Source organism: Acinetobacter sp. ANC 5414 (assembly GCF_013004295.1).
GTDB lineage: Bacteria > Pseudomonadota > Gammaproteobacteria > Pseudomonadales > Moraxellaceae > Acinetobacter.
Genome location: NZ_JABERM010000027.1, coordinates 20,321 through 41,310 on the forward strand (window position 1 = coordinate 20,321; position 20,990 = coordinate 41,310).

The following is a 20,990-nucleotide window of genomic DNA, read 5'->3' on the forward strand; positions in this document are numbered from 1 at the left end:
CTTATACCGCTTATTGCTTAATTAACAATAAATTAAGTTAACTGAGCAGCAGCAATTTTCTTAGTATCAACGTCTTTAGCAGCGTCTGTATATTCGCCCATTTTGTCGAAGCTTAGGTATTGATAGATGTCAGCTGACATGCTGTCAATTTGAGCTGCGTACTGTTGGTATTCTTCTGGAGTTGGTAATTTACCAAGTACAGCAGCAACAGAAGCAAGCTCAGCAGAAGCCAAGTAAACGTTAGCGCCTTGACCTAAACGGTTCGGGAAGTTACGAGTAGAAGTCGATACACAAGTTGTGTTCGGAGCTACACGTGCTTGGTTACCCATACATAATGAACAACCTGGCATTTCAGTACGCGCGCCAGCTTTACCATAAATGTTATAGAAACCTTCTTCCATCAACTGATGTTCGTCCATACGCGTAGGTGGAGCAATCCACAAACGAGTTGACAATACGCCACCAGGAACTTTCTCAAGTAACTTACCAGTTGCACGGAAGTGACCGATGTTCGTCATACATGAACCAACGAATACTTCGTCAATTTTCACGCCTTGAACGTCAGAAAGCAATTTCGCGTCATCTGGATCGTTCGGACAGCAAAGAACAGGTTCTTTGATGTCGTTAAGATCGATTTCATACACTTTAGTGTATTCAGCGTCAGCATCAGCTTTAAGAAGGCTTGGGTTAGCCAACCATTTTTCCATGTTCTCAACACGACGAGCCATTGTACGCGCATCGCCATAACCTTCAGAAATCATCCACTTCAACATGGTGATGTTTGAACGAAGGTATTCAGCAACTTTCTCTTCAGAAAGCGTGATAGAACAACCAGCAGCTGAACGTTCAGCAGAAGCATCAGAAAGTTCGAATGCTTGCTCAACAGTTAAGTCAGTTTCCATTTCTGTTAAGTCGATCTCAAGGATACGACCAGAGAAGATGTTTTTCTTACCTTTCTTCTCTACAGTTAAGTCACCCGCTTGGATTGCATAGTAAGGAATTGCATGTACTAGGTCACGTAGAGTGATACCAGGCTGCATTTTACCTTTGAACTTAACAAGAACAGATTCAGGCATGTCTAATGGCATAACACCAGTCGCTGCAGCAAACGCTACAAGACCAGAACCCGCTGGGAATGAAATACCAATTGGGAAACGAGTATGCGAGTCACCACCAGTACCAACGGTATCCGGAAGAAGCATACGGTTTAACCAAGAGTGAATAATACCGTCACCTGGGCGTAAAGACACACCACCACGGTTCATGATGAAATCAGGAAGCGAGTGTTGCATTTGAACGTCAACTGGTTTTGGATACGCAGCTGTATGACAGAAAGATTGCATAACAAGGTCAGCAGAGAAGCCTAGGCAAGCCAAGTCTTTCAATTCGTCACGAGTCATTGGACCTGTTGTATCTTGCGAACCAACAGTTGTCATACGTGGTTCACAGTAAGTACCTGGAAGTACACCTTGACCTTCAGGAAGACCACAAGCGCGACCAACCATTTTCTGTGCTTGAGTAAAGCCTTTGCCAGTCGCAGCAGGTTGAACCGGAGTACGGAACAAAGTAGAAACTGGAAGACCTAAAGCTTCACGCGCTTTAGTCGTCAAACCACGACCAACGATTAGGTTGATACGACCACCCGCACGAACTTCGTCTAGAAGAACTGGAGTTTTAAGGTCAGCTTCAGCAATTACCGCACCGTCTTTAGACGCAGTAACTTTCGCAGCAGCATGATCAATCTTAAGAACGATTTCGTCGCCCATGTTCATGTTAGCAACATCGATCTCGATTGGTAACGCACCAGCATCTTCCATAGTATTGAAGAAAATTGGAGCGATTTTAGAACCTAGGCAGTAACCACCGTCTTTTTTGTTCGGGATGTGCGGGATGTCATCACCAAAGAACCAAAGTACAGAGTTAGTTGCAGATTTACGAGATGAACCTGTACCAACAACATCACCTACGTAAGCAACTTGGTTGCCTTTCGCGATAAGCGCTTTAATTTGGTTTAATGGACCAACTTCACCTGGTTTTTCAGGGTTGATACCATCACGTTCATTTTTCAACATCGCATTTGCGTGTAATGGGATGTCTGGACGGCTCCAAGCGTCTTGAGCTGGAGACAAGTCATCTGTATTTGTTTCGCCAGTTACTTTGAAAACTGTCAATTTAATTTCAGATGGAACGTCTGGACGTGTAGTGAACCATTCAGCATCAGCCCAAGACTGCATAACTGCTTGAGCGTTTGCGTTACCCGCTTTCGCTTTATCTGCAACGTCATGGAACGCATCAAATACAAGAAGGGTTTTTTTCAACGCTTCAGCAGCAAGTGCAGAAAGTTCAGCGTCGTCAAGCAATGCAACTAAAGGCGCAACGTTATAACCACCAAGCATAGTACCTAGCAAGTAAACTGCACGTTCTTTAGAAATAAGTGGAGAAGTTGCTTCGCCTTTTGCCAAAGCAGCCAAGAAAGCAGCTTTAACATAAGCAGCTTGGTCAACACCTGCAGGAACACGGTTTTCTAGCAAATCAACTAAAAATGCCTCTTCACCAGCTGGGGGATTTTTTAATAGTTCAACCAAGTCAGCTGTTTGAGCATCGTCAAGTGGCTTCGGTGGGACTCCGAGTGCGGCACGTTCTTCAACGTGTTGGCGGTAAGCTTCTAGCACGGTGTTATTCCTCTTTTTTAAAAAATTACCTGTGAATTCCAGCTTCTATAAAGCTTCACAAATAATATGGACTGCAAAATTTTACTAAAATTCCAGTTAAAAGTTAATGCAAGTAGAGTGTTTCTTTATGATGTCCGTTATTTAGTATCTAAATGATGCCTATATTGATCACTCAATAATCAAGCCCACCCCAATGTACACCTTTCAATGATGATAATAATTAACTTTTGACTAAAACTCATACATAAAAAAGGCAACCTAATGTTGCCCTTTTTTTAAAAAGAAAAACATTCAACCTTAGTGGACTGTCGTTGCATTCATGTATTCACGTAAATCATCGCGACAGCCTTCAAATTTAACCTGAATTTCATCTTCATGCAGCATAGCATGCTCTGCGCTGGCAAATGAAATATGAACCTGATAAAGCTTCGTTTCTTGATCAATTATATGCCGAAGATAGACTTTATCGCCCAAACTGAGTACGTAATGACTTCCGCCCATCACCACAACACCCTGTTCATCTTCTAAGAGCAAGTCTGCATTATGTAGATAACCCACAACGTCCATATAGCGCTCCTTAGTTTTTTTGTAGTTATTTTCATTATTCACTATTTATATAAGCTTTTCTATATTTACGATTTACTCAAATGTCACAATTTATGCCGACTATGCTTAGGCTATTTTCAGATGTTTAAATAATGATAGATATAAAAAAACCGTTCTTTAGAACAGTTTGTAGTCTGGCATTTTATCGTGCGGAGTCGCGATACATTTTTCTGTGATTTTTTGCTTGAATTGATTACGGCTTGCTTGTGGATCTGCAGTAATTTCAGCTAATGGCAATGCATAGACTTGTTCAATAATATCCAAGATGAATGTTTTTGTCGTTGCATCTTCAATTTTATTGGCATGTTCTAATGCAGCAGCTTTATCAATTGCATTTTGACGGTCATACATAATTGTATTTGCAGCATTTCCCACACTTGTACAATAGCCTTTCCACTGCTCTTCAGCAGTTAACGGTTTTTTTTCAGCACAACCCACCAAAGCAACCAACGCCATTAAAGTGAATAACTTATTCATGAACCTTCTCCTATTCCCTCTATCATAATCAAAGTTAAGGGAAATACGAAATAATGCTTCCTTTATATAGGGAAAAACCCGAGTTTAGACTTAAACAAAAGGCATAAAAAAAGCCTAATCTGTGTAGATTAGGCTATAAACTCTTTATTCTTTCGTTGGTAGCGGGAGCTGGATTTGAACCAACGACCTTCGGGTTATGAGCCCGACGAGCTACCAGACTGCTCCATCCCGCATCAACGAGTTAGCTTTATACGCCTTAAGCCATTACAAAGCAAACTTTATTCAATTTTAATTGAAAAATAACGCATGTAGGCATTCATTGCCCTGTTTAAGTCCTAAATTCACCATCATAAGACCCATGAAAATATAATCATAAGGGCTACTTTCCAGTATGTAGATGTAGATATTTTTTTATAATGCGTAAGATGACCAATCTGGAAAAATTTAAGTCATTTTTTAAATGAAGTTCAAATAAAGTGGTTTAAATCTATAAAATAGCATCCAAACATGACTTTAGTTCGATAAAAAGATCATCAGAATCACAAGATAAACTATTGATTTAATAAAAATAATTATTTACTTACAAATACCAGGTATAAAAAGCATCAATAGTTAAATATTAACTTGCACATTCTTAAAGATGCCTGTATTCTTTATCTCAACTAGAAAAATAGTTTTGTTCTGGTAAATCTTTTTGTATTTCGCAGTTTTAGTCATAATCCTTCGTTTTTCAGATTTAAAGTTCCATTCATATTTTCAAGTTAACACCCGGTTTTTAAATAAACCAAAAAATATTAAAGTTTATAGGATTGTATTATGTCTAATACTGTTAAAGGTACTGTTAAGTGGTTCAACGAAACTAAAGGTTTCGGTTTTATTCAACAAGAAAACGGTCCTGACGTTTTTGCTCATTTCAGCGAAATCGCTAACTCTGGTTTCAAAACTTTGGCTGAAGGCCAACAAGTTGAATTCAGCATCACTCAAGGTCAAAAAGGCCCGAATGCTGTAAACATCGTAGCACTATAATTCTAAAATTATTCTTACATCAGTAAGATAGTTTAAGAGTAAAAAGCGAGAGTTCACTCTCGCTTTTGCACATCTGGGCTTTATAAAAATAAGTGTTCTTTCAATAAATAAAACCTGATTATCACTCTACCCTTTTAGATTTATCATTCTTTTAACGTATGCTTTTACATATGAATTTCGTATAAATATTTAATTCGTAAATAGCATGTTTGATCGTCCCAATAATAAATATTCTTAATCCTACCCCCAAATCATTCAAGCTCACAATCGACTCATCAATTTTATTGCATGAAGTTATTATGGCTCATGTCTGCTGCCTAGTTTTGTTTATTAGCTTAATGACAAGAGTTTCTCCAAGTCAAACTTTTGTTTTAATTCCTAGAATTTTACGTCTGCTCTTATTTCTTAGAATATAAAAAAGAGTTACCTATTCTTATCATTCCTACCACCAAGATAAAATGAGAAGTTGATCACCCATAGCAATGAGCAACTTACCAGACATCTTACAAGCAAACAAAAACACCGTCTTCTATCATATAAAAACCGCCCGAAGGCGGCATTAAACAATATAGGGAAATTCTTATAATTGTCAGTTTTAAAACCGCCAGTTCTGAGAATACTATTTCGAATTCAATCTACTTGGCTATAAATAAGCATAAGTAACTGTTTTTAATTATAATGATTATTTGCAACACTTCGCACTAACTTATACTATCAGTCTACAAATGCAATTCAACAGTCTACATATAGTCTACAAATTTTTATGACTGTTCTTCAGGGTTCTAATAAATGAAACCACTAGAATACTTTCACATTGAACATTGCATGAAATTTGCTGAGCCATGGAATAAAAAATCAGGTTGGTCTGTCTGGAATAGTTGTTTTAATTGTTCGTAGGGATGTGGAAGTGATTATTTGGTTTTGAATTAGATTATTCTCAAGCATACGAAATATACAAACTTGCGCATTTCTGCAAGTTAGTTGACAAAACTTAAAATCAGCAATAAATATTGGTTGACAGATTCTAATTTTAGCAATAATTCAAAAAACTCTTGATGATAAGGATAAAGAATGGAAAAGCAACACATCTACTGCGACAGGGAAATTATTAGGTGTTCCATTTGTGGAGCGCAGGATGACTATAGTTTTAATGACACTCAACACTTTTCTATTATTGCTGCGGAAGGTGGACAAAGTAATGGGCGTTATTCGATTGAAAGTATTAAGTGTAAGGACTGCAACAAGGTGACTAGAAATAGCCAAGCCCCCTATTTCTATTATTGATTAGGGTGTGCAGCCCTCAAGTGAGGGATTTGGCTCATCTTAAATTTTTACATATCGCCAAGTTTTTAAGCCTAATGCTTTGGCGGCATCTTTGGCAGCAACTTTATCACCCAATAAAGGAACCTGTTTTAAATCCAATATTTCTAGCAATTCAAAATCACCGGCTTTAAGATTTTGATCAAATTTATATTTATACCAACGAACTTTATCTTCAGTAGTAGCTAAAACGTAAGACATGCATCACCAATAAATTTTATAATTTCAAACCCATTGAATTCTATACATTTAAGTTGTTTATAAAAAGCCCTCGAAGGAGGGCTTTTGAATTACTTATCACACTTAACCAATACCATCGCCACAGCTTTTGCAGCCGACCGCAAGTGAAATTGCGAATAGGTTGGGCTAAATAAGGACTAGAACTTGAGACTAGAACTGACCGTAGGAAAATGCTACAAAAATGGGCTGATATGGTGGATGCTTGGTGATTAAAATAGCGCAATAAATGAGCGGATATGTTCGCTCATGAAAGGTGTTCAACCTGAATGCTTTTCAGCATTATTTTCAGGTATTTGCAGAGGCGCAAAATGATAGAATTATTAAAGAGCATTCCGAGCGGTATGCATGAAATAAAAGAAGTAACTACTAAGAAGTTCTTATGGTTTTCATATAAAAGGGAAAAAGTTATAGGCTATGTAAAATTAGACTGTGATTTAAAAATCCATTCACTACTTAGTACAAGCCACAAAGACCACCATGCAAAAACAAGTGAATTCCCTTGCATCAATATCCTATTTAACGATCAAGAAATATTGAGTCGAGCAATTAATTATGTAGGAGTGTGGCAGCAGATACAAAGTCGATCAAATATAGAAAATTTTGATTCTACTGTATTGAGGTTAATTAAAGCCCTCAAGTGAGAGCCTGTAAATTATTTTGTGTAAGTTCCATTTTTTATAAATGATCTTTTAATCGATCATCGAACTGAATCGTAAACCAATTCATCGCTAAACGCCAATTTTGAATTGGCATTGTCCATTTTTTAGCAGCATTTGAAGTTGCTAAATAAATGACCTTTTTCACTGAATCATCAGAAGAGAAGATCTTTCTCTTTTTAGTTGAATGGCGAATCACGCTATTCAATGATTCAATTGCATTTGTTGTATAAATCGCATGGCGTATTTCAGCAGGATAGCTAAAGATCGTTCGGATATTTTCCCAATTTGCCCGCCAGGATTCTCCAATTTTTGGATACTGGTGATTCCATTGATCGCAGAAGATACCTAGGGAATTTAAAGCATTTTCTTCTGTACTTGCTTGATAGATCGCCTTCAATCCTGCTGTTACAGCTTTGTAGTCCTTCCAGCTCACAAATCTCAGGCTATTGCGTACAACATGCACGATACACAGCTGGATATCAGTATGAGGGTAGACAGAGGCTATCGCATCAGGAAAGCCTTTTAGCCCGTCTACACAGGCAACAAGAATATCTTGCACTCCTCGATTTTTAAGCTCTGTCATGACTGACAGCCAGAATTTGGCACCTTCTGTTTGAGCAAGCCACATGCCAAGAAGTTCTTTTTGGCCATCCAGGTTAATGCCTAATGCTAAATAAACTGATTTATTGATTACTGTTGAATGCTGACGAACCTTAACAACAATGCAATCTAAATAGACAACAGGATAAAGACTATCGAGTGTTCTATTTTGCCATTCTGTCACTTGTTCAATGACAGCATCCGTCACCTTACTAATAAGGGAGGCAGATACATCGGCATCGTACATTTCTTTAAAGAAAGCAACAATTTCTCTATTTGTCATTCCTTTCGCATATAGCGAAAGAATTTGATCATCCATGCTAGTAATGCGCGTTTGATGCTTCTTAATAATCTGTGGTTCAAAAGAGCCGTCACGATCACGAGGGATATCTAAAGCAAGCTGCCCATCTTGTGTTAGAACTGTTTTGGAGCTAAAACCATTACGTGCATTAGATCCTTTCTTAGGTTGATGCTTTTCATAGCCTAAATGTTCAGAAAGCTCAGTATTCAGAGCGGTTTCGATCATGAACTTTTTAAATATGGCTGTCATTTGGTTTAAATCTTCAGGAGTTTTTAAACCTTTAGCTAATTCAGCTGCCATACTTTTGATTGTAGCTTCATCCATGTGAAGTACCTCTTTTTATTATCCTCAGTAGGATAAATGAAAATTAAGTACTTACACAAAATTTAGAACAGTCCCCACCAAATTGGCGTAAGCGTGCAATAAGTGCTGTGTTCTGCACTTCACTTGGCATTACCGTCATCATTGGTTTTAAGTACGTTTGCAGCACTGACAACAAGTAAGTCACCTTGCTTATAAGCTGTTGCTGTTTTGACTTTGGCGTTCTCAGTACGAACACCATCGCCCACAACTAGCTGTTTACTTTCAATAGTTGCTGTAACTACCTGGCTCATTATTTAGCTCCTTGTTGCTGCGCTGCTGCAAATTGGTTGAATGCTTGATCTAAAGCCGAACCCTGTGGTGCTTGACCGCCCTGTCCACCAGTTGCTTGGTGACTAAACAAATGCACAAATGCTGGATTTACACCTGGTGTCTGTTGTTGCTGTTGACCAACTGGTGGCTTAGTCGCTGCAAACTGACGTAAATGTTTAGCTGAGAATGCAAATGCTGACTCATCAAGATTCTTCATTTCTGCAATATCTTCAGCACTAAATTCTTTGCCGAGGTCTTTACCCAGTGCTGTGATTTCAGCTTCACGTTTTGCAGCTGCAAATTGTTTATTTTGTTCAGTCAAAGCGTCAACTTGATCTTGCAATGCTTTAGCCTTGGCTTGCGCCTGTTCTAATTCGGTCACATTAGTGTCCTCTGGTTGATTAAAGTTTTTTGGAGAGTGACTTGCTGCCACTGCACTTGTATTGTCATCTGCACCCAATGCACAGAAAGACACTTCACGAATGCGACCGCCACGGAATACTGTGATCGGACCTTGATATGTTTTGCCGTTTACAGAAACTATTTGATCAGCTGCGATTTCTTCAGTTGAACTTGGCTCAATACGAACTGACATCTGCCAAGGAAAGCCATCATCAGAGTCTTGTGCTACCTGAGTGCCGAACTCGTTTGAAAGTAGGCTACCTTCGATCTTCAAGCCTTCTTCATAGCTCACTGAATGCGAGTTGATTGCTCCGGCACGCTGACTGGTGCGATGCTCTAGTAATGCAGGAATCCGACCTTTGATCTGAATAGTATCTAAATCAAAAATGATTCGTTCCCAGTACCAGTGATCGACAATCGGCTCACCACTGTATGCAATGCCTGTGAAGGTTCGCTTCTTTTTCCCATCGACTGGCTGTTCAACCGCAAACTGACCAAGCTCAAAACAAAACTGATCCTTTGGCTTTTCATTTGGATCTGACATTTTTCATGCTCCATAAAAAAACCGCCAATTAAGGCGGTTTTAAATGTTTGAGATTATTTAAATACTTTGAACTAAAGCTAAAAGCTTTGTCTCAGCTTCTTCTGTATGTGGATACATCATTGGTTCATTACGCTGTATTGCAGCAGTCAGGGTGTCAATGATTCGTAGCTTCTCATCTAGTGAGTAGTCGAATTTTAAGCCAGTGCCATTAGATGAATCATTACTCAAAGGCATACTTCCATCCGAGGCATCTGTATTTGTTTCCAAAGCATACTTACCATTCGATACATCTGGGTTTTGGGTTAAGGCATTTGAACCAAAATCGCGTCCCAATGCATGACAACCACGCTCATCGACCTTTAAGGCACCTGTTAGAAATAAACGTAACTGCTGTTCCTCTTCGGCGGTTTCGATGGTTAAAGTTCGAATAAATTTGGGTAACTCAACACCTTCTTTAACTTCAGTAGGCATGATGCCTTCAATACCTGATACACGCATTTTTATTTCCTCAATAAAAAAGCACCCGAAGGTGCTTAAAGTTAAATTTGTTTATGGTTTTTTTGGTGGACTAGATAGTGCATGACACAATGCATTCACCAAGTTTTTAATACCTGATTCTTTAGCACCAATCACAGCCACTTTTTTGCAACCGCATGGGCTATATCCATTCCCATTGCGACCATTAAAGCCACGGCGGCATGATTCGCATTTTTCAGTCATCTAATTCACCAATGCCTTTAACGTATAAACCATTCTCCCATCAGCTGCTTCAATCGAAACAACTTCAAACGACAGCCCAATTGGAAACAGAACACCGTTCCCAGCATTCAGCATATCTAGATCGATACCTAAGCCTTTAGCATTCTCAATCTTGATCACAATGTTTGAAGCTGCATCACTCATCAGTAACGGCGCATTCATCTGAACTGTTTGTCCGACCTGATATGCTGCCACCTGCTGAAGAGTTGCAGCACCAACCACGGTTGAAGCCGTATTGCTTGCCACAGCCTGAATAGTTGCCATATCAGTACCTATCCAGCGCTTAAGCACATCATCAGCCAGTGAGCTTGTAGGTGAGTTTAAATAGTTGGTCAGTGCCGCATCATTTCCCTGCACATAATCCAGGATGGTACGAATCGCACTTGGCCGGATACTTGGATCAAGAGGAATCACGGTATTAGCAACCGTATCGAATAGGTCCCGGGTTTTATCATCCATTGGGGCAAATAGACTGGTGAGCTTTTTACTCGCAGTCCATTCAGCTTTAATCACTTCTTTCTGCTCGAGGAGATACTCCTTATCCAGTGATGAAACACTGATCTTCTTATCCACCAGTGATTCAAGCTCACCAAACTGCAATGGGTGTGAACTCCAATCCAAAGCCTCAGCCACTTCTGGCAACTTATCATCAGGAGTAATGCCGTATTTCAATGCCTGTTTCTCGGTTAAAGCAATCACGGTGCAGCGGCAACGGAAGCCTAGTGGAGGGTAATGCGTAAGCCAAAAAGGATGATCAATCGGTAAGACAATTCGATTCAAGGCCAAATGAGCAGGACGCACCCGGCTATCATTGATCGCCAAATACATCAGATATGGACGTTTAGCCTTATTCCGTTGCTGTTGTTGCCAACGGCCATGACCATATGCATTCTGGATATTGGTACGGAATACATTATCCAGGTAATGCTTTGGCAGAATGATTTCAGATTCGGCAATCAGCTTCTGAAAGTCATTAAATGTCCCACCATCTGCAATCGATTTATTCACAGCCTTGATGACCGTTTCAATCTGCTCAAGACTTGATAAGAAACTGACTGTCGTCGCCATCTGCCGGGTCTTAAGGTCCATTGAATAAAACTCATCAGGTAGAACGATCTTTTTGCTGTGAGCGTATTCTAATGCCTCAAGGAATGTGACTGGTTGCATTGTCGGTATCCTTGCTATAAACATACTTTGCATTCAACCAAAGTTTGAAATACTCATCACGGACATCAAAGTAATGGCCTAATTTCTTTCGCTTATATATTGAGAATTCATCAAAAGCTAGTCCACAATATTTGGTACAAAACTCTTCAAACTCATCATATAGCGCCTGAATATCTTCCATCACTTACCCTCACTTGCCATAGCATAGGTTTTTCGCCTAGCATGACCTCATACTCACCCCAGCTATTTAACGCACAAAGTGCATTAACCACTGCCTGTAGAGTTGGTGTGACAAGTCGAATGTCTGATTTAAGCTTATCTGCTCGTACATTCTCATGCACTTGTCCTAATGCATAACTCCCCTTGCCATCGGTACCACTGGTGAGCGTCTGCCCCAATACAACCTTTTGGATCTGACGAACTAATTGATTATTAAAAGCCTCGAATGCTGCACCTGCAGTACCACTCGCACCTGAAGCCCCCAAAACTGAAACATCATCATCAGCGTCAATAGATAAAACGCTCTGTGCATGAGCAGCCAATAACGCCTTACTCATATCTTCAGTTTCGGTATCTTTACATTTACCAAGTAGAATCGGCGTACCAAATCGCTCTAGGAACTTTGCCCAGAACTTAAAGCCGTTTTGCTTAAAGAAGAACAACCAGTACAGGGTGGCCAATAGTGCTTTACCGTATGGTTGTTCATATGTCGCTTTACGACGAGTTAAGAAAAACTTAAAGACCTGATCAACTTCACGCTCTGCGTTATGGCCATCCTGTCGGTAAATTAAACGACCGTCGTTCTTAGGCTCAAACCATTGCATCGGCTTCTCACCGATCCACTGAATACCTACATAACCTTCCGGTTTTAGCTCATACACAGCTTCTTGGACAGAGTAACCAAAGAACAATGCGCTCATGGCACCAGTAGCAATTTCATGAAACCATTCTTTCAATACTAAATTCAGCATCTCGGCCTCTTTAGTATCGCCCGGCTCAACTCTTAACGGCGTTGCCAAAAGTGCATCAATACGAGTTTCAACCGCCTGTGCAATCTCGTCATCATCCAGCAACACACGCAATCTATGACGTGCAATCCCTGCCTTGCGAAGCACCTCATCAGTATCTGGTTGCTTACCAAAATTCACCAAGAACTGAGTGACTGCTTCTTGAGTGTATAAGTTGCCATAAGACAAAGCCTTCTTTGACGCTTTGTCTTTTTTAGACTTTGCCATGTGTTTTCCTTTAGTAAGTTCTGGTTCCTGCACCAGCCGGCTTTTTACTGCTTCTACCCTTGATTAATGGCTGCAAGCCATATCGGATACCATCCATGTGATGGTTATTAAGATCCAGAATTTCTGGCAACACATCACCAGCGCGATTGACCTTATATGAATAAAGCTTGAATTCACGGGCTGTTTCCGGGCAATCAGGATGAATAATAATTTGCTTAAATTTCTTCATGAATGTCACACCGTCTTCGACAGAGCCCGCCCATTTATCTGCACCTTCTATTTTGAAACCTTGGCGCTTCATATAGCTGATGGTTTCAGGGCGAGAACAATCCGCTCTTATCTTGTGAGTACGTGCACCAGGTACTTCATCAAATAACCGAGGCAAATGATCAATTTCACAACCCACCTGATGCGCTTCGTTTCGAATATAAAGTGTATCTTCGTGAATGAAGATTCTGTTCAGCGTTGTTGGATCCTGTGAGAAGCCCCAGTCTGAACCGTAATACACCTCTGTCCAGTCATCTTCAGGCTCAAACTCATCAACAACGTAACAGCCAGAGAAAATAATTGCTTGGCTAAATTCCAGATAAGCACCATACCAGACATGCTCAAACATAGGCCATGCATTTTCATCGCCCGCCTGCTGCATGCGAATAGCGCGTTTTCTATCTTCGTTATATTCATCAAGCAAGGTTTGTGGTGCAAATGGGTTATTGTTGACATTGATTTCAATAACAATTGAATCTTCAGGCGCAAATTCACCCCTTAAGAAATCATCTATTGGGTCATCTTTAGATTCAGGATTCCATGTAGCCCAGATCTGAGAGCCTTCCGCACGCATTGTAGGACGCAATAAACGTAATGATTTAGCTGAAAGCCTATTAGCTTCCTCAATCCATGCAATTTTAAAACCCTCAAGCGACTTAATTGAGTCTGCTGTGTGGTCTTGCATCCCCTGAAACAGAATTACTCCATCACCACCCTTACGCTTAATCAGATCACGTTGAACCTCGAATAGATGCGATACACCAAGCGCTTTAATCTTGTCCTCAATTAACTGCTTGCTAGAGTATTTAATTGATTTTTGAATTTCCCGAATACATACGGCACGGAGATCTTTATCTATTACACATTCTTCAACCAGCTGCTCACCAACAAAATGAGATTTACCGGATCCACGTCCACCATGAGCACCCTTATAGCGTGCAAGTCTAAACCAAGGTTTTGACCAGCGTGGAGTTTTGATTATGAGCTCCACGTCAGTCACCTCTAATCAATAAACTCGCGAATAATTTTAATTTCCAGATCAGCACCATCTTTACCAGTATGCTCTTGCCGTATTGTTCGACCGTCTGTTTCCTGATGAGCTTGCCTCAAAAGTTTTTGCTTAATGACTTTATTTTTTCCTGAATCATCATACATTTTTTGGATTTCTTTCAAGCGATAGAACTTATTGGCAATCGGTATATCAATTAATCCTGCATCGAATTTTTCACGGGTCTCTTCAAATAGCAGGACATATTTTTTGCTTAAGTTTTTCCCACGGCGTTTAGTAGGATCATATGCTGCACACTGCTGCCTATCAATTTCTATCCCAAATTCTTGTTTTACGATGTCCGCAACTTCTTGAGGGGTGTCACGGCATGCAAGAGCTTGAACTATAAATATTTTTACAGGCTCTTTTAGGGCTGCCATAACCACCTCTTTGTATCACTACGTATCACAAGATAGGCAAAAAAAAGAGCCCTCAGGCTCAATTAATCACACAGTTCCCACAGCACGCAGCAATATTAGTTTCTGATACGAATGGAGCATTCTTGGCAATTTCCAAAAGTCGTTTTACTGACTCATCAGCACCCCATCGTTTTGTTTCACCAAAGAACACTTCAACATCATGGCCAGCCAGATAGTGCTTAGGTAAGCCAGTCATATCGCTATAAATGATTTCGCCATCAGCATCGCGCTCAACACCGATGTGATACAGCTCATGTTCAATTAACCGACAGAACTCACGATCCGATGTTTGCTCACAAAATGCAGCATCAACTGTGATTAAGTACTGAGGCACAAAACCAAACCAATCCCGCATCTGTTGTTCCTGACGTGCCTTCTTCCATCCGCCCTGGTTAAACATGACCTTTTCACATTGACCAAGCACCATACGTTTTTTAGCTACGGCGGCAGATGATGCCCAAGCGAAAGCAAGAAACTCTTCATTGTCATGTAGCAGCTCGGCAATATGGTCATGATCTGGGTTATGTAGTTCACCACCAATGGTCAGCCAGTTTTTAACTACCCATTCTTTTAGATCCACGGCGGGTGCCAATCGAATCGCTTCTTCTTCCTCTGCCTGATCAATTAAATCAGTCGGCGGGAATGGTCTGATCTGTTCCATTGTCTAATCTCTTTAATTGCCCTTGAATCCAATTGATTGCATAACCTGATTCAATTTGATGAGGTTCAAAGCGCACAAATGTGTATCCCATCTCTTCGGCAATATCATATTTACAAAATGCGTTTGCTATCTTTTTCCCACCACGACCAACCGACCATGGGCTACCCGCGATTTCTATAAGAAGCCTTAGCTTTACAATATAAAAATCGAACCGCCAATTTTTGGTTGGTTCAAATTGAAACTTACGCTCATAGCCAATGGCATGCTCTTCTAATTCTTGGAATAATGTCTCTTCTGCTTCTAAATATTTTTCTTTAGCCTTAGGTAATGGTTTAGCACGAGCTTTTGTTTTGGGTGGTCTTTTCTTTGTTTTCCAGAAATATTCTTTTTCGTCCATATACACTCCTTGTATCAGCAAGGTATCGAGAAGATATAAATTAAATACCTTGACTATTTAAATAGTGATATAGATCAATCTGGCGATGAGTTTATTATAAAAACCTTTGAAATATAAATAAGATATAAATATTTAAATCCTACATATATCTACACTTGCCTCTCTAAATCATCTCACTGTAAGTGCTTCCACTATGTCACTCTTACTAGGTCGAATCTTCGACAACCAAAATTGAGAAAATTATGTTAGTTAATACAAATACCGCTCAAAAAGCTTCTTTTAATCAATTTTCAAATAACGCAACCCAAAACAAACCTGCATCAAATGACCAAGCGCAAAAGCCTGCTCAAGACAAACCTAATCAAAATGAAACAGCTCCCACTAAAGAGCAGCATGATAAAAAAGAAAATACTGATAAAAAATAAATCATAGCTCAATATTTTGATTAGTAAGAAAAGCCTATCTATTTGATGGGCTTTTTTTATTTAACATGCCAGCTATATCATGCATCACTGTAAACCATCTAGCATCATGCATGCAGAACCGTGCGTAAATTCTTAATCTGCTCTTTCAAGCGAATCATAATATTGTCCATAGCGACCAGTTCACTATGTCTTAAGCCTGCACGACTCAAGTTCTGATATTTACTCAGTTCATCACAACAGAACTGCAAATCTTTTTTAGCTTGTACACGATCTGTCATGGTTCCAGCCTTCCGGTAATTCCGAATAACTTGAATAAAAAAACCCAGCACTAAGGCTGGGTATGTAGGGTTGCTATGTTTTACTGATGCAATGCTATTTCTGCACTTTTTGCTAAAAATGCCGAACGACTTAAATGCTGCTTTTTAGCAACTGCATCAATACGTTTCACCAATGCTTCTGGCATGCTGACGTTAATACGAATTGATTTTGTATTAACCTTCGATGTATCTATATCAATCAACAACCAAAAGCCACCCTCAAATCTTTCATCACCTAACCATTGCTCAGGGCTTGATGGCTGAGGAAGTGGAATTTCTTCACCTTCAAAATGAAGTTCAACCGCTTCCTGTGCCATACGCTGAATTTCTTGCATTTCATCTGCAGCGCTAAAACACCCGTCAAAGTCAGGGAAAGTTAAGCCGTATGCAGTATCTTCATCTTTATGAACATATACCGGATATAACATTTTTATCTCCACTCCCAACCAGCCTGTTTATATATATTGCGTAGAGTACCGATAGGCATATCTTTTCGTGGATGAGGAACAACCACATGCCCGGGCTTCTCTGGATGCTTGTACTTTTCATGATCGCCTTTGCCACCAACCTTGTACCAGCCTTCCTGCTCTAGACGCTTAATAATGTCTTTGCTTTTCATTGTGTAATTATACACAACATATTTTTAATAGGGAATAGAAAAGAAAAACCCCGCCAATAATGCATATTGAGCGGGGCTTTATGTGCCGTAATACGTCCGGCAATGGAGAAATTATTTAATCATCTTTACCGCATTTACGGCATTCATGTGTGTATCCATGCTTATCATCATAATCAAACTCATAAGCATGGAAGCAGAATAATTTACGTAAAAAATGGAGCATTTGTTTCTCCTGACAAAAAAAAGCCCACTCCAGTAGTAGGTGGATGTGGGCCTATAAACTAAGGACCTTGGAAGGTCATTCAGAAACTACAGCTGTTTCTAGCAGCAATCATGCATACTTATTCGTGAATTTTTTGTGAAAAAATTAATAAGAATTAAAAATAAACCAATATTTCATTAATTAACCCTAATTAGAATCTGGGTGGCGGCATCCGATTTCAAACCACTTTGATTAAAGGAGGCCGTCATAGGTGCCCCGACATTGCTTACACAGGCATTTCTCAGGGCATTAAAACCCGCCAGTTTGAGCATCGACTGGAATCCAGTCCAGCATCTCGGAATCCAAGATTCTAGGCTTGGCGGGGTAGTGTGTTTTCAAGGCTGACTTATGTGTTAAGGGGGCGCCAATCCCAAGTAGCACTCACCTCTTTTGGTGATCAATCCAAGGGTGGTTTTATACATCAAACTCCGCACCCTTCTATCACCTTATTGATCAAATAAAGCGCCTATTAATTTTGGTTTGAAAGTCTAATAGGTAACTTTCAGGCAAAAAAATACCTCCCGAGGGTGGGAGGCTAAAACTAAAAATCAGAAACTACAGCCATAGATTCTGCGCGTATTCTAAATACAATTAATTTTGATTCATTGGCAAAACATTACTTTTAAATTAAATTTAAAAAATCAATAAAAAGCCCGCTTAATCGGGTTGTATTAAGCGGGCTAATATTTGATTTACCATTTAGTTATTTTTAGTACTTCACTTCTTGGAGTAATAAAAATATAGCACCAGAACCTTCGTAACAAAGTATAGAGAATGCACAGTAACTGTTTTCACTTGTCTACTTTCGGTTATTTTTAGTTCTTGTCAGACAATAATTATCATTATTAAAATAGATTTCAGCTTCACCATGCATTAAAAAATTTAGCTGTTTACTTAAAAGCACGCATCTTAAAAACCAAAAACCTCACAAAATTGTGAGGTCTCTTAATAAATTACACAGTATCATTTTGTGCTTCGCTATGTTCCTTAATTTCTCGAAAATCATTGGATTCCTGCTTTTTCTGCTTACATGTAGCCTTTTTATAACAATAACCCGCTATCGCACATGCACCAACCACCTTCAATAATTTCATCTTTTTCATCTTTCACCTCAATAAATCAGAAATGCAAGCCTATATAACTACCATCTCTATCCGTAGCATTCCAAAGTCATTTCGATTACTTTTCTATATTAGATGTAAATTTATGTGTAACAAATAAAAAAGCCCGATCAAATGACCGAGCTTTCGTTGCTATATAAATCTATTCTTTTGAACACTTCACTTCAAACTGGTATTCGTCTTGGGTAACCTTAATTTTAATATTTTTATATTTTCGTTTATTTGGATCCATTGCTGACCCTGCTACTTCCTCAAAAAAACTGCGATTATTCATTAGCTCGCCATATGCTTTATAACCCAACAAAATCTTTTCAGGTTTTTTGCCGTTAACTGCTAATTCACTAAGAGTATCATCTAATTTCTTGACAGTTAGAATTGCCATTTCAATTAAAGCTCAAAAATAAAAAAGTCATTATCCTTTATTCATATGAAAAAACAATGTCAAAAAGCCCACCTTCCGATGAGCTTTAATATTTATCCATCTCAGTAGATAAATACTCAATAAATAATAATTTTTCCTCTATTTCTGGCATTTCACAGACCCAGAAAGTTCGAAAATCTAATCGAAAGTTGAATATTACAGCCAAGGTCCTAATTTCGATACAGGCATCTTCACCCTTGATCTCTTATTCAACTGAAGGATCCTGCCACTGATGCAGAGATCAAAGCAGGTAGTCGCATTAAGCAAGGAGCCAGCCAATGACTGAGATACTAGAAATAGCAAAAGACTTTGCTGAAGACTTGGCTCCGCATGTAATCAGCAAAACCGGCACAGTCAAAACGCTTACTGCAGAGCAGGTATCTGCACTTTATTATATCGCTGTTGATTTTTGGATGCGAAATGATGAGCCAAATGTGAATGTGAAGTTGCCTTTTGAGGTGATTCAAAGTTTGGGAGAGGTTTCATGAAAGCGAATGAATTTGTTAAAAACAAAGGAATTAAGACAGCAAAGCTAATTATTGATTGCTGGCGTGACTACCCCGAAACAGATGTCTATCTTCCTGAAATGATGGAATATACATTTATTGCAATCAAGCCAACAGATACATGCCCGTACGTCAGTCTTGATGACTTAAAACGCCTTATTAGAAGTCACAGTTTGGTAGCAGACCTTTATGGGCCAGAAAGAGCTAGAAAATATGCTGAGTCAGATTATACAGCACCAGAAGTCAAGGCGGCCTTAAAACAAGCTATCGCAGATGTTGAATCATGCAAGGAGGTTGTATGAAAAAGAAAATTAAACAAATGACGCAGCAAGAAAAAGATGAACGTTTAAGTCGATTCTTGAATGCGCCAGAGCAGCAATTGTTTCCACAAGAAGATGTGGCTATTTATCTTTCATGCTCAATTCACACCTTGCAGCGTTTACGTTGTGTCGGTGGTGGCATGCCTTATGCCAAAGTTGGACGAGCTGTTACTTATAAAAAGTCAGATGTACTCGCATACCAAAACCAACAAACAGTTATGAATACAGCTCAACTTGCTTCCTAGTCGAAGCAGTTGAGTTTACCCTGATATACGGCTTCAATATCATTCATTGCAAGCCGTAATTTTTTTATAGATACTTGAACATAACCACCAGTCACATCGTTTCTGGCACCTGATTTATGATTAAGTAAGCGCTTAATTGTGTATGGTCCATAGTCCAAGTTATTGCAGATCGTTGCAAAAGTTCTTCGCAAATCATGAAGTGAAATTTGAATACCGGTTTGCTCACCTATCGTTCTTAGTAAGCCTTGAGCGCCAGATACATGTTTAGCTGATGAGGCTAAAGCAGAACCTGGAAATACATAATCATTTGCTCTTAATTCATACCGCTGTTTGATGATTTCAAACAAGTGGTCGCCCATTGGCAATAAATGATCATCACCGTTTTTAGGGTCTCTAAAGATAAATAAGCCCTTCTCTATATCTACATTTTCCCACTTTAATGTTTGTGCTTCACTGCGACGACAGCCTGTATACATAATAAACAGCACAAGGTCGCGTGTGGCATTTTTTGAAGCATCTTCATAAAGAGAGCGTTCAGTAAAATAATTTAGTACGGCATTGTAATAAGTATGGATATTGCTTTCGTCTAGATGGCGTGTACGCGGCTTGGTTTTATTCCACCCTCGTTTTGCGGGGATTACATCAACAGGATTATGTTTAAGGATTGGATTTTCATCGGATGAACAATGGATCTGTGCAAATCGCCAGATCGAACCAAACATTTTTAAAGTTAGATTCGCTTGAGTTGGGCTGTATTCAGTTAATTGAATAAAGCGCTCAAACACATCTTTTTTTGTGATGTCAAAAATTGGCTTCTCTTTCCAGTCAGATAGAAAAGTATCAAGCGAGTGATTGTATGTAACCACTGAAAGGGGCTTAAGTTTGCGCTGACTAAGATAAAGTTTGAATGCTTGATCTAAAGTCATTATCCCATTAAGCGCATCTTTCTTTTTCTCATAAACGCCATTGGAGATATCAGACAAAACAGCCTGAGCTTTTTTTCTTGCTTCAACTGGTGTGATTTCATTTGTCTTACCAATCGTCACACGAAAAAGTTTACCTTCGTGACGACGCTCAACAATATACGATTTACTTTTGGTGGTGACACGTACAGCAAAACCGATCAAATCCGAATCGCGATGGATGGCTTGTCCTTTTTCTGCCAATGCAATAGCATCAACATTAGATTTGTTGAGTTTCATTTCAGGCTTTAATACAAATTCGACACTTGCATTTTAAGCCTGAAATTACTCAACAGTCTACACATAGTCTACACACCGATTTAAAGTGTAGATAAATCATAGTAAAAAATCATATATAA

At 39.3% G+C, this 20,990-nt stretch carries 27 protein-coding genes, 1 tRNA gene and 1 pseudogene; 6 read left to right on the top strand and 23 right to left on the bottom strand.

The annotated features are described in order from the left end of the window. Positions 1-32 precede the first annotated feature (32 nt). The 4 genes from HLH18_RS12210 to HLH18_RS12225 all read right to left on the bottom strand — a co-directional run bounded on the left by HLH18_RS12210 (position 33) and on the right by HLH18_RS12225 (position 3,988). A complete protein-coding gene (locus tag HLH18_RS12210) occupies positions 33-2,672 on the bottom strand; it encodes a bifunctional aconitate hydratase 2/2-methylisocitrate dehydratase (RefSeq protein ID WP_171529173.1) in 2,640 nt (879 codons plus the stop codon). A 297-nt stretch (positions 2,673-2,969) separates the two neighbouring features. Further along, positions 2,970-3,239 carry a hypothetical protein gene (locus tag HLH18_RS12215; RefSeq protein WP_171547050.1) on the bottom strand — a complete coding sequence of 90 codons (270 nt, stop codon included), beginning with the start codon at positions 3,237-3,239 and terminating at the stop codon, positions 2,970-2,972. Positions 3,240-3,395: 156 nt separating this feature from the next. Continuing rightward, a complete protein-coding gene (locus tag HLH18_RS12220) occupies positions 3,396-3,755 on the bottom strand; it encodes a hypothetical protein (RefSeq protein ID WP_171547051.1) in 360 nt (119 codons plus the stop codon). 156 nt (positions 3,756-3,911) lie between these two features. Further along, positions 3,912-3,988: transfer RNA gene (locus HLH18_RS12225), tRNA-Met, on the bottom strand. 583 nt (positions 3,989-4,571) lie between these two features. On the opposite strand from HLH18_RS12225, the gene HLH18_RS12230 reads away from it, so the two are divergent. Next, entirely contained in the window at positions 4,572-4,781 is a 210-nt protein-coding gene (locus HLH18_RS12230) for a cold-shock protein (RefSeq protein ID WP_053577989.1), read from the top strand. A gap of 1,323 nt (positions 4,782-6,104) precedes the next feature. Here the strand turns inward: HLH18_RS12230 and HLH18_RS12235 are convergent. Then, positions 6,105-6,302, bottom strand: a complete 198-nt coding sequence (locus HLH18_RS12235) for a hypothetical protein (RefSeq protein ID WP_171547052.1) — start codon at positions 6,300-6,302, stop codon at positions 6,105-6,107. A gap of 347 nt (positions 6,303-6,649) precedes the next feature. On the opposite strand from HLH18_RS12235, the gene HLH18_RS12240 reads away from it, so the two are divergent. After that, on the top strand, positions 6,650-6,982 hold the full coding sequence (locus HLH18_RS12240; RefSeq protein WP_171547053.1) for a hypothetical protein: 333 nt from the start codon (positions 6,650-6,652) through the stop codon (positions 6,980-6,982). 34 nt (positions 6,983-7,016) lie between these two features. Here the strand turns inward: HLH18_RS12240 and HLH18_RS12245 are convergent, their stop codons facing one another. From HLH18_RS12245 to HLH18_RS12300, 12 genes and pseudogenes are all read right to left on the bottom strand, one after another. Further along, the gene (locus HLH18_RS12245) at positions 7,017-8,225 is read right to left on the bottom strand and encodes an IS256 family transposase (protein ID WP_171547054.1); all 1,209 of its coding nucleotides are present in this window, start codon (positions 8,223-8,225) and stop codon (positions 7,017-7,019) included. 119 nt (positions 8,226-8,344) lie between these two features. Then, a complete protein-coding gene (locus HLH18_RS12250; RefSeq protein ID WP_171547034.1) occupies positions 8,345-8,515 on the bottom strand; it encodes a hypothetical protein in 171 nt (56 codons plus the stop codon). Continuing rightward, positions 8,515-9,480, bottom strand: coding sequence for a hypothetical protein (locus HLH18_RS12255; protein ID WP_171547055.1), 966 nt, complete (start codon positions 9,478-9,480; stop codon positions 8,515-8,517). Before HLH18_RS12255 ends, HLH18_RS12250 begins: the two co-directional genes overlap by 1 nt. Before the next feature lie 57 nt (positions 9,481-9,537). After that, entirely contained in the window at positions 9,538-9,978 is a 441-nt protein-coding gene (locus HLH18_RS12260; RefSeq protein WP_171547056.1) for a hypothetical protein, read from the bottom strand. A gap of 51 nt (positions 9,979-10,029) precedes the next feature. After that, the gene (locus tag HLH18_RS12265) at positions 10,030-10,200 is read right to left on the bottom strand and encodes a hypothetical protein (protein ID WP_171547057.1); all 171 of its coding nucleotides are present in this window, start codon (positions 10,198-10,200) and stop codon (positions 10,030-10,032) included. Then, a complete protein-coding gene (locus HLH18_RS12270) occupies positions 10,201-11,406 on the bottom strand; it encodes a phage head morphogenesis protein (RefSeq protein WP_171547058.1) in 1,206 nt (401 codons plus the stop codon). It lies immediately after the preceding gene. Then, entirely contained in the window at positions 11,384-11,587 is a 204-nt protein-coding gene (locus tag HLH18_RS12275) for a hypothetical protein (RefSeq protein WP_171547059.1), read from the bottom strand. The genes HLH18_RS12270 and HLH18_RS12275 overlap by 23 nt, the downstream gene beginning before the upstream one ends. 25 nt (positions 11,588-11,612) lie before the next feature. Further along, positions 11,613-12,641, bottom strand: a pseudogene (locus tag HLH18_RS12280) (phage portal protein family protein); the annotation flags it as partial. A gap of 10 nt (positions 12,642-12,651) precedes the next feature. Then, positions 12,652-13,899, bottom strand: coding sequence for a PBSX family phage terminase large subunit (locus HLH18_RS12285; protein ID WP_171547060.1), 1,248 nt, complete (start codon positions 13,897-13,899; stop codon positions 12,652-12,654). An 11-nt stretch (positions 13,900-13,910) separates the two neighbouring features. After that, positions 13,911-14,336 (bottom strand): DUF2280 domain-containing protein, encoded by a 426-nt coding sequence (locus HLH18_RS12290; protein ID WP_171547061.1) that lies wholly within the window; start codon positions 14,334-14,336, stop codon positions 13,911-13,913. A 58-nt stretch (positions 14,337-14,394) separates the two neighbouring features. Next, positions 14,395-15,036 carry a putative metallopeptidase gene (locus HLH18_RS12295; protein WP_171547062.1) on the bottom strand — a complete coding sequence of 214 codons (642 nt, stop codon included), beginning with the start codon at positions 15,034-15,036 and terminating at the stop codon, positions 14,395-14,397. Continuing rightward, positions 15,005-15,433 carry a DUF559 domain-containing protein gene (locus tag HLH18_RS12300; RefSeq protein WP_171547063.1) on the bottom strand — a complete coding sequence of 143 codons (429 nt, stop codon included), beginning with the start codon at positions 15,431-15,433 and terminating at the stop codon, positions 15,005-15,007. The genes HLH18_RS12295 and HLH18_RS12300 overlap by 32 nt, the downstream gene beginning before the upstream one ends. 242 nt (positions 15,434-15,675) lie before the next feature. On the opposite strand from HLH18_RS12300, the gene HLH18_RS12305 reads away from it, so the two are divergent. Continuing rightward, positions 15,676-15,858: a hypothetical protein gene (locus HLH18_RS12305; protein WP_074947584.1), complete on the top strand. Its 183-nt coding sequence runs from the start codon at positions 15,676-15,678 to the stop codon at positions 15,856-15,858. Between the two features lie 104 nt (positions 15,859-15,962). Here HLH18_RS12305 and HLH18_RS12310 read toward each other — a convergent pair whose 3' ends face one another. The 5 genes from HLH18_RS12310 to HLH18_RS12330 form a co-directional block, all read right to left on the bottom strand. After that, on the bottom strand, positions 15,963-16,136 hold the full coding sequence (locus HLH18_RS12310; protein ID WP_170261130.1) for a hypothetical protein: 174 nt from the start codon (positions 16,134-16,136) through the stop codon (positions 15,963-15,965). Positions 16,137-16,216: 80 nt separating this feature from the next. Beyond that, complete coding sequence (locus HLH18_RS12315) at positions 16,217-16,603, bottom strand: type II toxin-antitoxin system HicB family antitoxin (RefSeq protein ID WP_171547064.1); 387 nt, start codon at positions 16,601-16,603, stop codon at positions 16,217-16,219. Positions 16,604-16,605: 2 nt separating this feature from the next. Beyond that, positions 16,606-16,794 carry a type II toxin-antitoxin system HicA family toxin gene (locus HLH18_RS12320; RefSeq protein ID WP_171547065.1) on the bottom strand — a complete coding sequence of 63 codons (189 nt, stop codon included), beginning with the start codon at positions 16,792-16,794 and terminating at the stop codon, positions 16,606-16,608. A gap of 1,215 nt (positions 16,795-18,009) precedes the next feature. Next, positions 18,010-18,159, bottom strand: coding sequence for a hypothetical protein (locus HLH18_RS12325; protein ID WP_171547066.1), 150 nt, complete (start codon positions 18,157-18,159; stop codon positions 18,010-18,012). Positions 18,160-18,319: 160 nt separating this feature from the next. Further along, positions 18,320-18,559, bottom strand: a complete 240-nt coding sequence (locus tag HLH18_RS12330; protein ID WP_171547067.1) for a hypothetical protein — start codon at positions 18,557-18,559, stop codon at positions 18,320-18,322. A gap of 317 nt (positions 18,560-18,876) precedes the next feature. On the opposite strand from HLH18_RS12330, the gene HLH18_RS12335 reads away from it, so the two are divergent. The 3 genes from HLH18_RS12335 to HLH18_RS12345 are packed head-to-tail and all read left to right on the top strand — an operon-like array spanning position 18,877 to position 19,669. Next, positions 18,877-19,086, top strand: a complete 210-nt coding sequence (locus HLH18_RS12335) for a hypothetical protein (protein ID WP_171547068.1) — start codon at positions 18,877-18,879, stop codon at positions 19,084-19,086. After that, a complete protein-coding gene (locus HLH18_RS12340) occupies positions 19,083-19,406 on the top strand; it encodes a hypothetical protein (protein ID WP_171547069.1) in 324 nt (107 codons plus the stop codon). The genes HLH18_RS12335 and HLH18_RS12340 overlap by 4 nt, the downstream gene beginning before the upstream one ends. Further along, positions 19,403-19,669 (top strand): helix-turn-helix domain-containing protein, encoded by a 267-nt coding sequence (locus HLH18_RS12345; RefSeq protein ID WP_171547070.1) that lies wholly within the window; start codon positions 19,403-19,405, stop codon positions 19,667-19,669. The genes HLH18_RS12340 and HLH18_RS12345 overlap by 4 nt, the downstream gene beginning before the upstream one ends. On the opposite strand, the gene HLH18_RS12350 is transcribed toward HLH18_RS12345, so the two are convergent. Beyond that, positions 19,666-20,871 carry a tyrosine-type recombinase/integrase gene (locus HLH18_RS12350; RefSeq protein ID WP_171529192.1) on the bottom strand — a complete coding sequence of 402 codons (1,206 nt, stop codon included), beginning with the start codon at positions 20,869-20,871 and terminating at the stop codon, positions 19,666-19,668. The two genes, HLH18_RS12345 and HLH18_RS12350, sit on opposite strands and share 4 nt — an antisense overlap. Positions 20,872-20,990: the final 119 nt, after the last annotated feature.

Bases quoted from the DNA above. Each gene is read 5' to 3' on its own strand.
- HLH18_RS12215 (WP_171547050.1), bottom strand. From the start codon at position 3,239: ATGGACGTTGTGGGTTATCTACATAATGCAGACTTGCTCTTAGAAGAT.
- HLH18_RS12220 (WP_171547051.1), bottom strand. From the start codon at position 3,755: ATGAATAAGTTATTCACTTTAATGGCGTTGGTTGCTTTGGTGGGTTGT.
- HLH18_RS12230 (WP_053577989.1), top strand. From the start codon at position 4,572: ATGTCTAATACTGTTAAAGGTACTGTTAAGTGGTTCAACGAAACTAAA.
- HLH18_RS12235 (WP_171547052.1), bottom strand. From the start codon at position 6,302: ATGTCTTACGTTTTAGCTACTACTGAAGATAAAGTTCGTTGGTATAAA.
- HLH18_RS12240 (WP_171547053.1), top strand. From the start codon at position 6,650: ATGATAGAATTATTAAAGAGCATTCCGAGCGGTATGCATGAAATAAAA.
- HLH18_RS12245 (WP_171547054.1), bottom strand. From the start codon at position 8,225: ATGGATGAAGCTACAATCAAAAGTATGGCAGCTGAATTAGCTAAAGGT.
- HLH18_RS12250 (WP_171547034.1), bottom strand. From the start codon at position 8,515: ATGAGCCAGGTAGTTACAGCAACTATTGAAAGTAAACAGCTAGTTGTG.
- HLH18_RS12255 (WP_171547055.1), bottom strand. From the start codon at position 9,480: ATGTCAGATCCAAATGAAAAGCCAAAGGATCAGTTTTGTTTTGAGCTT.
- HLH18_RS12260 (WP_171547056.1), bottom strand. From the start codon at position 9,978: ATGCGTGTATCAGGTATTGAAGGCATCATGCCTACTGAAGTTAAAGAA.
- HLH18_RS12265 (WP_171547057.1), bottom strand. From the start codon at position 10,200: ATGACTGAAAAATGCGAATCATGCCGCCGTGGCTTTAATGGTCGCAAT.
- HLH18_RS12270 (WP_171547058.1), bottom strand. From the start codon at position 11,406: ATGCAACCAGTCACATTCCTTGAGGCATTAGAATACGCTCACAGCAAA.
- HLH18_RS12275 (WP_171547059.1), bottom strand. From the start codon at position 11,587: ATGGAAGATATTCAGGCGCTATATGATGAGTTTGAAGAGTTTTGTACC.
- HLH18_RS12290 (WP_171547061.1), bottom strand. From the start codon at position 14,336: ATGGCAGCCCTAAAAGAGCCTGTAAAAATATTTATAGTTCAAGCTCTT.
- HLH18_RS12295 (WP_171547062.1), bottom strand. From the start codon at position 15,036: ATGGAACAGATCAGACCATTCCCGCCGACTGATTTAATTGATCAGGCA.
- HLH18_RS12300 (WP_171547063.1), bottom strand. From the start codon at position 15,433: ATGGACGAAAAAGAATATTTCTGGAAAACAAAGAAAAGACCACCCAAA.
- HLH18_RS12305 (WP_074947584.1), top strand. From the start codon at position 15,676: ATGTTAGTTAATACAAATACCGCTCAAAAAGCTTCTTTTAATCAATTT.
- HLH18_RS12310 (WP_170261130.1), bottom strand. From the start codon at position 16,136: ATGACAGATCGTGTACAAGCTAAAAAAGATTTGCAGTTCTGTTGTGAT.
- HLH18_RS12315 (WP_171547064.1), bottom strand. From the start codon at position 16,603: ATGTTATATCCGGTATATGTTCATAAAGATGAAGATACTGCATACGGC.
- HLH18_RS12320 (WP_171547065.1), bottom strand. From the start codon at position 16,794: ATGAAAAGCAAAGACATTATTAAGCGTCTAGAGCAGGAAGGCTGGTAC.
- HLH18_RS12325 (WP_171547066.1), bottom strand. From the start codon at position 18,159: ATGAAAAAGATGAAATTATTGAAGGTGGTTGGTGCATGTGCGATAGCG.
- HLH18_RS12330 (WP_171547067.1), bottom strand. From the start codon at position 18,559: ATGGCAATTCTAACTGTCAAGAAATTAGATGATACTCTTAGTGAATTA.
- HLH18_RS12335 (WP_171547068.1), top strand. From the start codon at position 18,877: ATGACTGAGATACTAGAAATAGCAAAAGACTTTGCTGAAGACTTGGCT.
- HLH18_RS12340 (WP_171547069.1), top strand. From the start codon at position 19,083: ATGAAAGCGAATGAATTTGTTAAAAACAAAGGAATTAAGACAGCAAAG.
- HLH18_RS12345 (WP_171547070.1), top strand. From the start codon at position 19,403: ATGAAAAAGAAAATTAAACAAATGACGCAGCAAGAAAAAGATGAACGT.
- HLH18_RS12350 (WP_171529192.1), bottom strand. From the start codon at position 20,871: ATGAAACTCAACAAATCTAATGTTGATGCTATTGCATTGGCAGAAAAA.